12 protein-coding genes are annotated in these 14,834 nt (G+C 59.3%); 6 read left to right on the top strand and 6 right to left on the bottom strand.

Annotation, left to right across the window (positions count from 1 at the left end):
- Positions 1-3: 3 nt before the first annotated feature.
- Positions 4-1,188, bottom strand: a complete 1,185-nt coding sequence (locus GKO01_RS06455) for an MFS transporter (RefSeq protein WP_099286297.1) — start codon at positions 1,186-1,188, stop codon at positions 4-6.
- A 402-nt stretch (positions 1,189-1,590) separates the two neighbouring features.
- On the opposite strand from GKO01_RS06455, the gene GKO01_RS06450 reads away from it, so the two are divergent.
- Genes GKO01_RS06450 through GKO01_RS06435 form a run of 4 tightly spaced genes read left to right on the top strand, consistent with a single transcriptional unit; the run spans position 1,591 to position 5,982 of the window.
- Positions 1,591-3,885, top strand: a complete 2,295-nt coding sequence (locus GKO01_RS06450; protein WP_244901355.1) for a TonB-dependent siderophore receptor — start codon at positions 1,591-1,593, stop codon at positions 3,883-3,885.
- Positions 3,885-4,202, top strand: coding sequence for a hypothetical protein (locus GKO01_RS06445; RefSeq protein ID WP_244901354.1), 318 nt, complete (start codon positions 3,885-3,887; stop codon positions 4,200-4,202). Before GKO01_RS06450 ends, GKO01_RS06445 begins: the two co-directional genes overlap by 1 nt.
- A complete protein-coding gene (locus GKO01_RS06440) occupies positions 4,202-5,668 on the top strand; it encodes a PepSY-associated TM helix domain-containing protein (protein ID WP_099286296.1) in 1,467 nt (488 codons plus the stop codon). The genes GKO01_RS06445 and GKO01_RS06440 overlap by 1 nt, the downstream gene beginning before the upstream one ends.
- Positions 5,665-5,982 (top strand): hypothetical protein, encoded by a 318-nt coding sequence (locus GKO01_RS06435; protein ID WP_099286295.1) that lies wholly within the window; start codon positions 5,665-5,667, stop codon positions 5,980-5,982. Before GKO01_RS06440 ends, GKO01_RS06435 begins: the two co-directional genes overlap by 4 nt.
- 12 nt (positions 5,983-5,994) lie before the next feature.
- On the opposite strand, the gene GKO01_RS06430 is transcribed toward GKO01_RS06435, so the two are convergent.
- Complete coding sequence (locus GKO01_RS06430) at positions 5,995-7,191, bottom strand: GGDEF domain-containing protein (protein WP_099286294.1); 1,197 nt, start codon at positions 7,189-7,191, stop codon at positions 5,995-5,997.
- 265 nt (positions 7,192-7,456) lie between these two features.
- Here GKO01_RS06430 and panS point away from each other — a divergent pair, with 265 nt between their 5' ends.
- Positions 7,457-8,377, top strand: a complete 921-nt coding sequence (panS, locus tag GKO01_RS06425) for a ketopantoate/pantoate/pantothenate transporter PanS (RefSeq protein ID WP_099286357.1) — start codon at positions 7,457-7,459, stop codon at positions 8,375-8,377.
- Here the strand turns inward: panS and GKO01_RS06420 are convergent.
- Positions 8,349-9,671 (bottom strand): ATP-dependent DNA helicase, encoded by a 1,323-nt coding sequence (locus GKO01_RS06420; protein WP_099286293.1) that lies wholly within the window; start codon positions 9,669-9,671, stop codon positions 8,349-8,351. The two genes, panS and GKO01_RS06420, sit on opposite strands and share 29 nt — an antisense overlap.
- On the opposite strand from GKO01_RS06420, the gene tmpT reads away from it, so the two are divergent.
- Positions 9,670-10,431 carry a thiopurine S-methyltransferase gene (tmpT, locus tag GKO01_RS06415; protein ID WP_348537206.1) on the top strand — a complete coding sequence of 254 codons (762 nt, stop codon included), beginning with the start codon at positions 9,670-9,672 and terminating at the stop codon, positions 10,429-10,431. The genes GKO01_RS06420 and tmpT overlap by 2 nt on opposite strands.
- A gap of 40 nt (positions 10,432-10,471) precedes the next feature.
- Here the strand turns inward: tmpT and GKO01_RS06410 are convergent, their stop codons facing one another.
- From GKO01_RS06410 to GKO01_RS06400, 3 genes are all read right to left on the bottom strand, one after another.
- Complete coding sequence (locus GKO01_RS06410; RefSeq protein WP_099286292.1) at positions 10,472-13,156, bottom strand: TonB-dependent receptor plug domain-containing protein; 2,685 nt, start codon at positions 13,154-13,156, stop codon at positions 10,472-10,474.
- Between the two features lie 99 nt (positions 13,157-13,255).
- Positions 13,256-14,173, bottom strand: a complete 918-nt coding sequence (locus GKO01_RS06405) for a FecR family protein (protein ID WP_099286291.1) — start codon at positions 14,171-14,173, stop codon at positions 13,256-13,258.
- Between the two features lie 12 nt (positions 14,174-14,185).
- On the bottom strand, positions 14,186-14,692 hold the full coding sequence (locus tag GKO01_RS06400; protein WP_244901353.1) for an RNA polymerase sigma factor: 507 nt from the start codon (positions 14,690-14,692) through the stop codon (positions 14,186-14,188).
- Positions 14,693-14,834: the final 142 nt, after the last annotated feature.

Genomic DNA, 14,834 nt, shown 5'->3' with positions numbered 1-14,834 from the left:
GTGTCAGTCGTGCTGGAGTTTGCGCGGGAAGGCAGCCGGGTTGAACGCCGCGAGCAGGATTCCGCCTAGTGCGATCACGACGGAGGCGGGGCAGAGCACCGCAAATCCCAGTGTATTGAGAAGATGCCCACCAATCGCCGAGCCGAGCAGGATGCCCATGTTGCTGCTGCTGTTGACCGCCGCACCCGCAACATCCGCACTGGTTGCGCGGGCCCGGATGGCACCGGACATGACGAAGGGAATGATGGCAGCATAGCCCATGCACCATAGTCCGACGGCGGCAACGCTGGGCCATGCCGACAGCAGGTGCCCGTAAACCAAAGTCATGCCGGTCAGCATGGCGATACCGCCGCCGAACAGACCGCCCGCAGGCCAGCGGTCCACGACCTGACCCGCCGCCCACAGACCGGAAATGCTGACAAGTCCTGTGATGAGCAGCGCAATGCTTAACAGATGCAAGGGCAGGCCATGCGCCAGAAGCAGCGGGGAGACATAGGTATAAAGCAGGTTATGCGCGAAGAAGAAAATGGCGTTCACACCGATCACGATGCCGAAAATCCGCGCGGCATGTGGTGAGCGGATGGTCGGAACTTTGAGGGCTTTGGTATCGGTTCCGCGTACGGGCGGGAGATAGAGCGCGATGAAGATCGTCAGCATCGCGGCCAGCGCCGCGATGACGTAAAGCGCCACACGCCAGCTTGTGAACTGGCTGATCGCGGCGGCTCCCGGAACGCCCAGAACAGACCCCAGAGACGTCCCTCCGAAAACAAACGAAATGGCGCGTCCCGTCATACGTTCGGGCACGAGATGGGCGGTATAGGCAGCGGCAATGGACATCAGAAGCGCGTGAGACAGGCCACCCAGAGCCCGGCCGACGCAGAGAATGCCGAAGCTGGGTGCCATGGCGGAAATCAGGTTGGAGACGACATACCCGACGAGGCAGAGCACCATGAGCATCTTGCGGTCCATACGGCTCGTGGCGATCGTGATGGGGACGGCTCCGAATGCGACGAGCAGGGCATAGGCGCTCACGGCCAGTCCGGCATGGCCTTCGGTGATGTTGAAGGACTTGGCCATGTCGATCAGCAGGCCAACCGGTGCGACTTCGGTTGTCACGGCAATGAAGGTCGATGCGAACAGAGCGCAGAGACCCGCAATGGCCGGGCCGGAGAGCGTTTTGAACACGATGTAATTCCTGACTGGAACGGTGACCTGAGCGTCCCGAATGCGAGGGCTTTTGGCACTTTGATCGCATCACGGAAACCCAAAAATTCAGGGTGACGCAATGATCGTTTGAAGGGGGGTGGAATGGCCCGCAAGGCCCGTTTTGTCAGGGGTTTATGAAGATGTCCGGTTTCGTTTTCACGACAGGATATTCCGGATTCGGCGGACCATCTTCAGAGGCTTTCTGGAAGGTTATTTCTGTACCGGGCTCCCGTATAAGGCGTCAAAAGTGTTTCGTATGTTTTCGTAAAGGCTTTTTTGCCAATAAAAGCGGAATAGCACTCTGTTAATAAGAACTATTCTCATATAGGTTTGCGTCATCCCTTCCGTGAGAGGGGGCTGATAAACGGTCACTCGAAAGCGCGTATGATGCAGACAGGGAATAATCCGGCTTCATGTTCCCGTCCGGGAACGGGGTTCAGAAAAACCCTGCATGCTCTCGCGCTGCTGTCCGGTGGCTGGGAGGAGGCTGTGGCGCAGGCCGCACCCGTGGATCTCTCTGCGGCGGGACAGGAGCAGAAGAAGGTCTCCACGAAGAAAAAACCGTCTTCTGTCGTAACGGCAGAGTCAGACGTCCCCGGCAGTGTCGAGCAGCTTCTGGTCCATGGACATCGTGCAACCGCTACAACAGACGGCACCGGGACCTATACCGTGCGTGCGGTGTCCACGACGCGCATGTTGCTGCGGCCCGAAGACGTACCGCAGTCGATTTCTGTGCTGAGCACGCAGCAGATGAAGGACCAGAATCTTTTCACGGTCGACAACGCGCTCAAACAGGTCGCGGGCGTCAACGTCAATCTGTATGGCGATGGCACGGCGGGGTTTTCGTCCCGTGGTTTCCAACTCGCGGCCCAGTATGATGGATCGCCCGCGACAGGCGGCCTTCAGCTGGCCCAGCAGTTCGATCTGGCGATCTATGACCGGATCGAGGTTCTGCGCGGCTCGGATGGCGTATTGCAGGGTTCAAGCGCACCGGGCGGCAGCGTCAATTTTGTCCATAAGCGCCCAACCGAAACATTTCAGGGCAATGCGTCTTTCAGCGCCGGATCATGGGACAACTATCACGCCAGCGTCGATGTGGGTGGGCCGATCGGAAACTCGAAAATCGTGTCTGCCCGTCTGGTCATGGCCGGGACCGAGCGCGATTTTTTCTATAAAAACGCCTATGACCGCCGCTGGACGATCTATGGCGTGACAGACATCCATATCGATCGACGCACCACCCTGACCGTTTCCGTCACGTCGCAGTCCAATGACACGACCCGCTATATGGGCCTGCCGCGCATGAGCGGGACGGGAGCGGACCTCAATCTGCCGCGCAATACGTTCATCGGATCGGACTGGAACAAGGGGCAGGTGCCCACGACCGAAGTCATGGCGCAGCTCGAACGGCGCTTTGGTGCGGGCTGGGTCGGGCGTGTTACAGGGCGGCACAGGACAGCCGATACCGATCTGCAATACAGCTATATCAACGCCTATAATGCCAAAACCCAGACAGCGAATTACGTGGCGGCACGCTCTCTTTACAGCGAGACCAACGACGGCGTGGACGGTTATCTGACCGGACCGCTGCATCTTCTGAACCGGACGCATACGCTCATGATTGGCGCGAATTATAATCGCTATGTCTATGAAGGCGGCGGGGCGAGCGTGAATTCCCGCACGAACGCTGCTCTGGCCGGTCTGCCAATCAGCGATTATGGCGCAATTTCAGGGGCCATTCTCCCTTCCGTTACAAGCCGGAGCTGGCAGCCGACCGAACAGTGGGGTGTGTACGGGCAGGGGCGTTTTCAGCTCATGCCGAGCATTTTCCTGACGCTGGGCGGGCGCATCAGCGGATATGTGCAGAAATCGCGCGATCTGGTGCCGGGTGCCGTGACCAGTACGTCCATCGATCAGCAGGGTATCCTGACGCCCTATGCCGCGCTGGTCTATCACGTTCTGCCGCACATCACATTCTATGCCAGCTATACCGATACGTTCAGCCCCCAGTCTGCCTATGGCGTGGACGGACGTCAGCTTCAGCCGGTACGGGGTGGGCAGCTTGAAGGCGGCATGAAAGGCGCGCTGTTCAACCAGATGCTGAGCTTCACGATGGCGGGATACAAGATCGTGCAGCGGAACGATGCGATTGCCAACAGCGATCTGGACCCGACCTGTGGCCCGAGCCATACCGCCACCTGTTATGTCGCGGCGGGAAAAACGCGCTGTCAGGGTGCGGAAGCCGAAGTGATTGGCCGTCCTCTGCCGGGATGGGACATCAATGCCAGTTACACCTATAATGATAACCGCATCGTTGATAACGGCACACCCTCGAATGCAGGTCTTGCCTATGCCGGGAATTCGCCGCGTCATCTGTGGAAACTCTGGACGCATTATCGGTTCGAACCCTATCGGGGCGCGCAGAAAAACATCTGGAGCATCGGGGGCGGCATCAATGCGCAGAGCGGGACGTTTGGCACCAATCGCCTTGTAACGCAGTCCGGCTACATCACCGCTTCGGCGCAGGTCGGATATCAATGGAACCGCTATCTGGCGCTGACCATGAACCTCAACAACATCTCCAATACGCGCTATTATCAACGCCTCGGTAATTTCTATTATTACAACTATTACGGTGAGCCCCGGAACTTCATGTTTACCCTGCGCTCGAATTTCTGATGCCTTCCGAAGCTCCCTCAACCGCACGCTCCCGTCGTTCCGGGGCCATCGTGTCATCACCTGCGCGCTGGTGGATCTGGCGTGCGGTATTCGTGTTTGCGCTGGTCTGGATGGCGGCGCATTTCATTACGCTGGGTGCCCTGAAATGGGGGCCTCCTGTACGGCATGACGCGACGGTTCTGGGGCAGATGATTGCGGTCGCTGCGTTTCCGCTACTGTTTCTGCTCGCTTTCGGAACACGCAGTCCGTTGCGTGGCGGGATCATTGCCGGAGCGGTCGGCGTTGTGGCCCTTCTGGCCGTTTTGTTGCATTCGTGATGCAAGATACGCTTCGTACCCGGATGGGATGGCTGCATGCCTGGGTCGGTTTTGCCGCAGGGCTCCTGCTGTTCTGCGTGTTTGCCTCGGGCTGTCTTGCCGTGTTCGACACCGAACTCACGCGCTGGCTCCAGCCTGAAGCCCCACCGCAGACAGAGGCATTTTCTCCGCAATCTCTGGACCATGTGCTCCCGGCCGTGCACGACCTGCTCGTGCAGGGCGAAAAGCCGTTCATAACCCTGCCTTCCGCGCGGGACCCCTATCTGCGTCTGGAGCATCATGACGGGCATGAGTTTCTGACCGTTCCATACAATCCACAGACTGGAGAACGTCTGAATGTCCGTGCGACAGCGGGGGGAACGTTCTTTTACGACCTGCATTACACGATGCGTTCCGGCGTTTACGGAGAAACGGTTGTTGCGTTTGCGGGTCTGGCGCTTCTGCTGACAATCGGCTCGGGCATCATCATCCATCTGAAGGGGCTTATCTCCGACCTGATGCTTCTGCGTCCTTTTGCGGCCAGATTGCGGGCATGGCTGGACGTGCATGTGGTGGCGGCTGTTGTGTTCCTGCCGTTCATTCTGCTGATGGCCTATAGCGGCACTTTCATTCGTGCGCGGACGCTTTTTCCACCCGTGTCCTATTTCGCATCCGTTGAAAATGCTTTCCGGGCCTCTGCGCCATCCACGCACCAAAAATCCGAGAAACCGGCTGTTTCAATCCCCTCAACCTTCCCGCCGCTGGCTCCCCTTGTGGCGGAGGCCGAGCGTACGATTGGAGCAGGCCAGACCGGATATATCCTGTTCCAGCCGCAGAATATCCTCATATCCCGAACCGATGCTTCAGGTCCGTTACTGACACGCGAGCATGTCGATTTCAGCCCGGTGGACGGTCATGTTCTGCGTCATGTCCTGCTGCCCGGCGCCATTACCCATACGGAGCAGGTTCTGAAAGGGCTGCATTACGCACGCTGGACGGGGGCGGGCATGCGCTGGCTGTATTTCATTTCGGGCGCCATGGGGGCCGTCATGTTCGCGAGCGGGTCTATCATTTTCCTGATGAAACGCCGTCGTCAGTCAGGGGAGCGGCTCATGTTCCGGATTGCCGAGGGGTTGGCCATCGGCAGTGTCGTGGGTCTGCCAATGGGAGCGCTGGCTTTTTTCTGGGCCAATCGTCTATTGCCCGTCGCTTTGCAGGACCGTCCGCTTGCGGAAGGACATGTTTTTCTGGCCATCTGGGTGCTGAGTGCCGTTTCGGGGATGGTGTGGAGTCTTCTGGGGCGTCCGTTTCAGGGCTGGAAAATCCAGCTTTTTTGTCTGGCGGGGCTGGGTCTTTTTCTTACCCCGCTGGACGTTGTGACCCGACCAGGGGTTACATTTTTTCATGTCCCGACGGTTTTTGCTGCAACGGATCTGGTTGCGTTCTTTCTGGCGCTCGTCTCGTTCCAGATGGCGCGTCGGCTGTGACGATCATTCTCTGCACGTTTGTGTGGTGTCTGTTTCTGCTTTTGCAGGCGTGCCATGAGCCGAAAATGCTGCGGTATGCGCGACTTCAGAAACCTGCGTGGCTGCAAAGGGCAGGGGTGTTCCGGTTTGTCTTGCCCCTTGTGACGCTCGCGCTGTGTTTTGCGGAGCGTGCGTCGACAGCAGTTCCAGTCTGGATTGCGACATTTTCCGTTGCAGGGTTACTCGTCGCGCTGGGGTGGGCCGGACTGGCCCGATACAGGGAGCTTCTGGTCACGAGCGCGAACGTCAGGGCAAAAACGCTCGGGAAAGAGTGAAGATACGGGTTTTCAGAGGTGCGGCTTGGAAAAGTCCGATATGCTTTGGAGTGAGTTGCCTTCTTCCTGTGCAAAGTGAACCACACGGTCACGACCTGTCTGTTTGGCGGCATAAAGAGCATTGTCGGCTCGGGCCAGAAGATCTGTTCGACTGATACCCGTGCCCGGACAGAGAGCCGCACCGATGCTGAGCGTGGCCGTGATGCCTTCCTCTCCGATTAAACGGGTTTCGGTTGAGAAGGTGTTGCGGAGGCGCTGGGCCGTTGCGAGCATTTCGTCAATGCTGCCGCACTGGAAGACGACGACGAATTCATCTCCGCCGATACGGAAGAGCGTCGTCGTCGGGTAAAGGAGATCCCGGCAAACATGGCCCATGGCGATGATGATCTGATCCCCGATTGCGTGGCCATGGAGGTCATTGATGTTTTTGAAATGGTCGATATCGACCATGAGAAGTGCTTCATGGGCGCAATTTTGTCCGTCATTTTCGAGCCATTCCTGAAAGGCGCGGCGGTTGCCGCCTCCTGAAAGGGGGTCCTGAAGGATCAGTTCTTTCTGTCTGAACGCCAGTTGCTCCCACGGGATTGCAATCATACCCAGAGCAAACAACGTCACTTCGACTACGGTCAGAAAATTGTAGGTCGCAACGGCCCAGATTGTCGCGGGAGCGGCGCCCAGAGGGGCAGGCAACCACAGGACGAGAGCCACCAGCAGGAGATAAAACCCTGCATAGAGGGTCAGAAGTCTTTGCAGATTGCGCCGTGCGGGGGTTGTGATCTGGTCTGCATTCCGCAGATTCCAGATCCCCAGAAGGTGGAGTATTGCAAGCGCGGCCAGACGAAAGGCCGTGCTGAGGACATGGAACAGTCCTGTCCGACCAGAGAGTGCAGAAAGAATGAAAAAGACGATGCAGGCCAGCAGAACCGGCAGAACACGAGTGCGATAGCCGAGGATGATTCGCATGGCCTGCCATGCGGCTCCATAGGCCATGATCATGAACAGTGAACTCATCCGGAGCCCCCACTGTCCAGGCAGAATGCTCTGAACAGTAGAGAAGAGGCCGGAGACTGCGCCCAGAAAGAAGGGGGCCGCGTACCACGCCATGCGGGACCATCGTCTGCCGGAAAATTCTGACAGGATGAAATGAACGCCCAGAAGCAGGAAAATAACCGTGCTGTACCCAAGCAGAGTGGACGGATCAGGTGTCATGGATACTGCATGGGTTATTGCTCAGGCCGTACAGGCCACTCCCGAAAAAGCTGAGAGGCACTCGTCGATTCCTCATGAAAATAATAAAAACAGCTCGATCTTACCTTAAGGTTAATGGCATTTTTCAGGTTGCGTATTTCTCCGCGTCCATGTCGGAAAAAGATGACGGAACTGCTGCCTCCCGGCATAAGAACGTTTTTATTATATTCATTACGCTGGGTCATATGCCACCTGAAGAATGTTTCTACGAAACGGTCCTGCTGCGGTGGTGATGCGTCTTTTTCCGCTCTGGGCCATTCTGGTGTCCGGGCTTGCACTCCTTCTCCCCGGAGCGTTCCTGACGCTTGTGCCCGCCATCACGCCGCTTCTGGCGTTTGTTATGTTCACGATGGGCGTTTCCCTGACACCGGCCGATTTTGGGCGTATCCTGCGTCGGCCCGCGCCGGTTCTGGCGGGTGTGGGGCTGCATTATCTTGTCATGCCGCTTGCGGCGTGGGGAATCGCGCATCTGCTGAGGCTGCCGCCTGCACTGATGACAGGCATGGTTCTGGTTGGGTGTGTGTCGAGTGGTACGGCGTCCAATGTCATGATCTATCTATCGCGCGGGGATGTGGCGCTTTCGGTCAGTATCAGTGCGTTTTCAACGCTCGTCGGGATCGTCGCAACACCGCTTCTGGTGCGGTTCTATGTCTCGGCTGGGGTGGCGGTGGATAGCTGGGCGTTGTTTCGCAGCATCGTAACCATGGTAGCGCTACCTGTTCTGGCGGGCGTTGTGATCAACACATTCTGGCATCGCGCGGTGCGCCGGGTCGAGCCTGCGCTTCCGCCGGTGGCGATGGTGTCGATCCTGCTTATCATCGGGGCGATCGTGGCGGGTGTGGGGCCGTCTTTGAAAGAGGCTGGTCCGATCATGCTGCTGGCCGTCATCCTGCATAACGGGATCGGGCTTCTGGGGGGCTACTGGGGCGGGCGATTGCTTGGCTTTGACGAGAGTGTCTGCCGGACGCTGGCGTTGGAAGTCGGGATGCAGAATTCCGGGCTCGCCGCGACACTGGGACGGCTTTATTTCTCCCCGCTGGCCGCGCTGCCGGGCGCGGTTTTTTCCGTCTGGCACAATGTTTCGGGGTCTATTCTGGCGTCGCTCTGGGCGTCGCGGCCTATTGTGCGGAAAGACCCGCCGTGTTGACAAGAAACACCATGTCCGTCGCGCGTGTGACCGCTACATAACAGAGCTGCTGCGTCTCCAGCGGGTTCTGCCGGGCGCGACGGCCGATGTCGCCGAGATCCACGAACACGTTTTTGAACGTGCTGCCCTGCGCGGTATGGACCGTCATGGCGTAGATCGCCTGAAGCTGGAGCAGGGCATTCTGAAACGCGAAACGGTGGCTCCAGCGGCGGTGCTGCTGTTTCGCTTCCTGCACCAGACGCCGGTCCACGGCTTCCAGATCTTTCGGGTTCTGCACGATATGGCCGGTGATTTCCTCGCCCGCCATTGTTAGCAGCGTGACTTCCCATGACGCCAGATCGGCGACCCAGGCTGGAACGTCCTTGCACAGCTCAAACTTGTAGGACAGCCGACCGGGCTTGATATCCATGACGAGGACTTCCTCGTTCGTGGCAATGGCCTGACGCGGGCCGCTTTCTTCCTGCTGGATGGAAAATGGCGCGCGGGACACGACACGCTCGCCGGGCATGAAGGGTGTGGGGGTCTCGCCGCCATAGCGCCAGAGCCGGACCATCCGGTTGATCTGATGCACCCGCGCGTTCGTCCAGCACAGATAGCGGCACCAGTCGTTATCTTCGTCGAAGGCGTCGGACAGGAAGGCCTTGCGGACCCAGTTTTCCACATCTTTGGGCAGGAACAGGCCGGTCTGTTCCTGACGGGCATCGCGGACCCAGCTCCAGTCCGCTTCACCGCCCTGGCTCTGGCGGATGAGGGTTGCGGCTTCGAGGATCGGATTGCCTGCCGCCTGTCGTACGACGGTGTCGAGATGGGAGCGTGAGGGCACGGAAAACGAGGGGGAGGCGGCTTCTCCAACAGGCGGCAGCTGGGCCGGGTCGCCTACGAACAGTACGAAGCAGTAGCGGAGCAGATCGCGGATCCAGTTCATCAGCTCCGCCGAGAGCATCGAGCATTCATCGACGATGACGATGCCATCAGCGATCGTCTGGGGGCGTTTGGAGCGCACGAGGGTCGTGGTCGTGCCCTGCGAAGAGGGCTGGAGGCTCAGCAGGCTCTGGATCGTGCGGCAGTCGACGTCCCGGTCTACTTTGGAGCGCAGAACAGCCGTGGCTTTATGGGTCGGGGCCGTGATGACTACGACTTTTTTCTCGCCCATGAAATGCCGGGCGACGGCCTGCATCAGCGTCGTTTTGCCGCTGCCCGCATATCCCGTCAGCAGATGCGTCGGCAGTCCTGCGGCATGGGCGGCAATGATTTCGTCGAGCGCCTGCCGCTGTGAGGGGGTGAGCATGACCATGAGCGGCTTTTCTCATATTTTCTCCGGAGAGGCCATTGCTTCATCGGAGGAAGAAGGCACAGGATCGGCCGGAAAGGGCAGAAGGATCGCCGAAGTGATGGATGCAGCGTCGAATGCCGTTTTCTGGCAGGAAAAATGGGAACGTGGGGAGACGGGCTTTCACGAAGCGCGTGCCAATCCGTTTCTGACCCGCCATTTCGGCGCTCTGGATCTGCCGGTCGCCGCGAGGATTTTCGTGCCTCTGTGTGGGATGAGTCAGGACATGGTCTGGCTGGCCGGGCAGGGGTATCGGGTGATCGGATGTGAACTCAGCGAGATTGCGGTGGAGCGTTTTTTCAGCGATCTCGGCGTTACACCCGATGTCGTTCAGGTCGGGACGTTGCGGCGTTTTTCGGCCGGTGCCATCAGTATTTTTGCGGGTAATATTTTCGATCTGACGCCGGATGCCCTTGGCCCGGTGGAGGCCATTTATGACCGTGCCGCGCTGATTGCCCTGCCGGAAGATCTGCGGCGGGCTTATGTGGCCCATCTTCTGGCCCTGACTGGTTCTGTGCCCGAACTGCTCGTGACATTGGCCTATGACCAGTCCTGCCTGAAGGGACCGCCGTTTTCCGTGGATGAAGGCTTTGTACGCGAGGCTTACGGAGAGGCTTACGAGATCAGGCGTCTGGAAAGCCGGGAGGTCGAAGGAGGGCTGAAAGGGCGATGCCCGGCCACCGAAAATGTCTGGCAGTTCAGCCCGTTAGGGGCGGGTTCCTGAATCCCTTCCCCGGAGAAACCGGGGAAGGGGTGTTTTGTGTTCAGAAGGCTGCGGACACTGTTCCGAAGAACATGCGCGGGGCCGTGGGGTAGCCGGTATAGGTGCTGGCATCTCCGGCGGCGATCGTGGACCAGGAGCGCGCATTCGTCAGATTGCTGGCGTTGAACTGGAGCTTGAGGCTGTTCATGTGCGGGATCTGGTGGAACGTGTAGCTGGAACTGAAGGCAAGCTGCACGCGTGGGGGAACCATGACGCTGTTGGTGATGGTGCCCGGGCGGACGCCCATATAGCTGCCGCTGAACTGGGCGTTGAAGCCGCCCTGAGTGTAGTTAACGGCGAACTTGTCGGACCATGCCGGAATGGCGGGAACCTTCTTGTCCTTGGTGGCATAGAGCGTCGCTCCATCCATGAAGTCGTTGCCGTAAATGCTGCTGACATAGGACACGGCATCATAGATCGAGAAATGGGGTCCGAAGCGCAGCGTAAACGACATGTCCATGCCGTTTGTCGAGACGCTGCCAAGGTTTGCTACCGTATTGCCGACGCCTGAAATACCCTGACCCGGCGGTGAAATGGTGCCGAGGCGGTTGTAGAAATCGACGTGATAATATTCGAGCTGTCCGCTGATCCCGGTCAGGATGCGCGTATTGATCGGATGGCTGGTGCGGATGCCGGTTTCATACGTCCAGGACGTCTCCGGTTTGCCACTGCGCTTGAACTTCTCAAAATCCGCCTGATCGGACACGGCCCACGGAGACGTCGAGCCGTAGCCAGTGGCGGCGAAGGAGTTCATGTTCTCCTGAATATTGGCAAAGAGCTGTTCGTGCTGTGTGACGTTCCACAACGCACCGAAGGCGGGCAGGAACGGTTTGTAAGACGGAATGGTGCCGCCCGCGACGGTGTGGGTGCTGGTATCGACGATCGTTTTCGCCCCCTTCACCGAAGAGGCGAGAGACTGCGGCAGAGCGGCCACCGGGAGGGTGCCGTTCGTATAGACCATCTCGGACTTGAGGCCCGCCGTTAGCGTCAGGCGGGACGTCACCTTCCAGCTGTCCTGAAGATGCGTGACGAAGGTGTTGGTGTAGAACGCGTTGTTCCACTGCGTGAACAGCGGGTTGGTCGGGCGCGTATAGGGCGTCAGCGTGTCGTTCTGCGTCAGCGGATACCAGTAGCGGCCCTGCTCGTTGTTGTTGCGCTCATACCAGCCGCCCAGTTCGATATTGTGATGGCCGAGGCGGTAGTGCAGCGTGCTGATCAGGCCGCCGCGATAGTCGCTATATTCCGTGGTGCGGACGGCGAAACCCGTGTCACCCGTGGCGTTCCAGACTTTCGGATCAATACCCGCGACGCTGTAGGTGAACTGGCCGTTCTTGATGTATTTCGTGCCGGTGGGGTCAAGATAAGAGCCAAGGATCGTCAGGATTGCATTCGTACGGATGGAAGTCGCGACCACGCCCGCGCCGTCGTCGTAGTGGAAGTAAAGCTGGTTGTCCCAGTTCAGGTTCGGAGAGAACCGGTGGGAAATTTTCAGATAGGTCAGGTAGTCCGTGCGCTGGGCGGCGGAGAAGTAATATTTGTTGTTGGGTGTCGCCGGTCCGGCTTTGGTCGAGCTTTCAGCCGGATACCCCGCCATGGCGGCGTTCAGGTCCGGGAAGAAGGCCCCGCGGGCATACAGGTCGGTGGGAGCCGTGAGTCCCTGCGTGTTGGGCTCGGCCTTGTTCTGCCAGTCGAAATAGGCGGTGATGGTGGTGTTTTCGCCCTTATGGACGAATTTCCCGTTCACCTGATAACCGCCCTGCCGGTTGGCATTGCCGAGATTCCACGGGCGGGCGTCCTGACGGGCAAACGCCATATAGGCCGAGTTGCCGTTGCCGAAATTGCCCGTATCGACGCGTGCGAATGTTCTGAAGGTGGAATAGCTACCAAAGGTCTGGTTGATCGTTGCACCGGCCTTCTGCTTCGGATCGCGCGTGGTAAATTCGATCGTCCCGCCCAGATTGCTGGTCGAAGCCGTGCCCAGCGCACCGGCGCCGGACGACAGGGAAACTGAACCGATGTCTTCACTGATGGCCGCACGCTGCGGAGACAGGCCGTTATAGTTGCCGTAAGCCCCCGCTCCGAGCGGGACGCCGTCCATCGTGTAGCCGAGCTGGTTCTGGTTGAAACCGTGGACGTAAATGCTGGAATTCTGCTCGTTATTGCCCCACGGATCGACGTTGGTGAACGTCACACCCGGCAAAAGGTCCAGTGCCTGCATCGGGCTCTGACCCGGCATCAGCGTCTGCATTTCGTCGCCGTTGACGCTCATGACGGAGCGTGTGCGGTGGCCGGTGGCGACGATCTGTTCGATGTCATGCGCCTGCGCTTCACGCAGGCGCTGGGGCTTTGGGCGCGCGGAGGGGTCCTTGCGGATGATGACGCCGCCATCCGGCATGGCCTCTGCCTTCAGTCCGCTCCCGCGCAGCAGGCGTTTGACCGCATCGTCGGGCGACAGCGTGCCGTCCACGGCAGGGGCGCGCAGATGGGCCACGGCATCGGAGGTGAAAATGATGTTGCGGCCCGTCTGATGCCCGAGCGTCACGAGGGCCTGTGCCATGGGCTGTGGCGCGATATGCACCGGAGCGCTCGGGGCTGCGAAGGCGCTGGACAGAGAGTGCGTCAGAATGGTCGCGCCTGCCGACAGAAGCAGAACGGTGCGGCGGGGGTAACGGGAGGGCGGGGTCATGGGGCTCGTTTCCTGTCGTCGGGCCTGAAAGCGGTCTCGACAGGAAGACAGATGAGAAAATGAAAACCTCAGCGCGATGCAGCGGTTTTCATCGAAACGTCACAAAGCGACGATTTCGTAAGCGTTATGGGCCGGGCGGATCCGCAGGGGCAGCAGATGCGGGAGCATCTGCAAAAACGCATCCCCCTGACGCACATGGTACACGCCGCTCAGGCGCTGCGAGGCCAGACGCGGCGCGGACAGGACGATCTGGCGGGAGGCGTAACGGTTGATTTCCTGAATCACCTCCGCCAGCGGCTGGTTGCGGAACACCAGTTCGCCGCTCTGCCAGGAGAGTAATGTTTCCAGATCGGGATAATCGATGTTCCAGCCGCCGTTGCGATCCATCCGCAGGCGCTGTCCGGGCATCACCCATCGTCCGGCCTCACGCAGGGCTGCGGCGGTCAGGAACACCTTCCCCCGGATGGCCGTGACTTCCGTATTGCCGCGATTGATGCGGATATCGGCGGAGGTCTTGTCATGAAGCTGTACCGTCATGCCGTCGGCGGAAAGATGGAACGGGTCCGGTCCGGCCACCGAGAGCAGGATCTGCCCGTGACACAGCCGCGCCTGCTGCCCGTTCGCGCCCACCACAAGGCGCGTCTGGGTGTCGAGGCGGCAATCCGTCCGGGGCGTGAGGCGGACGTCGCGGATGCTTCCAATTCCGGTCTCCTCTATCCGGCTGGCATGGGCACCTTCCCATGGGGGGGCGGCCAGAAAAGCCGCTGCCACTAACCCGGCCAGCGCATGACGCCGGCTGAGAACTGGGCGTCGGATGGTTTGAACCGGCTTTGCAACGACGGGTGGCGTGCGTGCGCCTCCGGAGAGTTCCCACAGTTCCGTCAGATGTTCGAAAACCGGACCGTTCCGAGGATCGCTCGCCAGCCACGCGCGGAACATGTCATGGTCGCGCGGTGTGCAGTCCTCTGCATGGAGGCGCGCAATCCATTCTGCCGCGCGGAGTTTGATGACGTCCATCAGATTGGTATTTCAGTGATCCATCCATGTTGAAAGGAAGATCAACGCCTTTGCGATATGTTTTTCAACGCTGCTTTCACTGATCGCCAGCGATTTCGCAATATGACTGTACTTCATTTTTTCCACACGGTTCATCAGGAAGATCTGTCGGGTCCGGTCCGGAAGCTGTTCGCAGCCTTCGTGGAAATGCGCCAGTCTTTGCGTTGATTCGTAAATATCCTCCTGCGAGGGCGCAGGGTCGGGGACATTGACGAGCGTTTCGAAGTCGTCCGCCGCCTGTACATATCCCTGCAGTTCGCGGCGGATCGCGTTGAGCGAGGAATTCACGGCGCTTCGGGTGATATAGGCGTCCTGATGCTGCACGCTGCCTTCGGGGCGCTCGAAATAGCTCATGAGGGCGTTCTGAAGGTGGTCGTCCGCATCCTCCCGACGGGTCCGGGAACGCACTCTGCGATAAAGGCGCAACCATTCCTGCTGACAGCGCATCCATGTTCCCGTTTCTGGATGTTTCCGAATCACCGCGCCCTGAAAGGACTCCTCCGGGCTGCGGCGCGATAGCGTTTAGGGAATTCGATCGGCCGTATTCGTGACAGTTTCATGAAATGGCGTTTGGGGGAGTGGGCAAATCTCCATTTCATGTGTCCACAGAACGGAGGGCGTG

This window comes from Gluconobacter kondonii (genome assembly GCF_002723995.1).
GTDB classification, from domain to species: domain Bacteria; phylum Pseudomonadota; class Alphaproteobacteria; order Acetobacterales; family Acetobacteraceae; genus Gluconobacter; species Gluconobacter kondonii.
The sequence above is the reverse complement of the archived record's forward strand: the minus strand, read 5'-3'. Positions and strand labels throughout refer to the sequence as shown.

What these genes read in the sequence shown, in the direction of transcription:
- GKO01_RS06450 (WP_244901355.1), top strand. Translation starts at nt 1,591, where the DNA reads ATGATGCAGACAGGGAATAATCCGGCTTCATGTTCCCGTCCGGGAACG.
- GKO01_RS06445 (WP_244901354.1), top strand. Translation starts at nt 3,885, where the DNA reads ATGCCTTCCGAAGCTCCCTCAACCGCACGCTCCCGTCGTTCCGGGGCC.
- GKO01_RS06440 (WP_099286296.1), top strand. Translation starts at nt 4,202, where the DNA reads ATGCAAGATACGCTTCGTACCCGGATGGGATGGCTGCATGCCTGGGTC.
- GKO01_RS06430 (WP_099286294.1), bottom strand. Translation starts at nt 7,191, where the DNA reads ATGACACCTGATCCGTCCACTCTGCTTGGGTACAGCACGGTTATTTTC.
- tmpT (WP_348537206.1), top strand. Translation starts at nt 9,670, where the DNA reads ATGAGCGGCTTTTCTCATATTTTCTCCGGAGAGGCCATTGCTTCATCG.
- GKO01_RS06420 (WP_099286293.1), bottom strand. Translation starts at nt 9,671, where the DNA reads ATGGTCATGCTCACCCCCTCACAGCGGCAGGCGCTCGACGAAATCATT.
- GKO01_RS06410 (WP_099286292.1), bottom strand. Translation starts at nt 13,156, where the DNA reads ATGACCCCGCCCTCCCGTTACCCCCGCCGCACCGTTCTGCTTCTGTCG.
- GKO01_RS06405 (WP_099286291.1), bottom strand. Translation starts at nt 14,173, where the DNA reads ATGGACGTCATCAAACTCCGCGCGGCAGAATGGATTGCGCGCCTCCAT.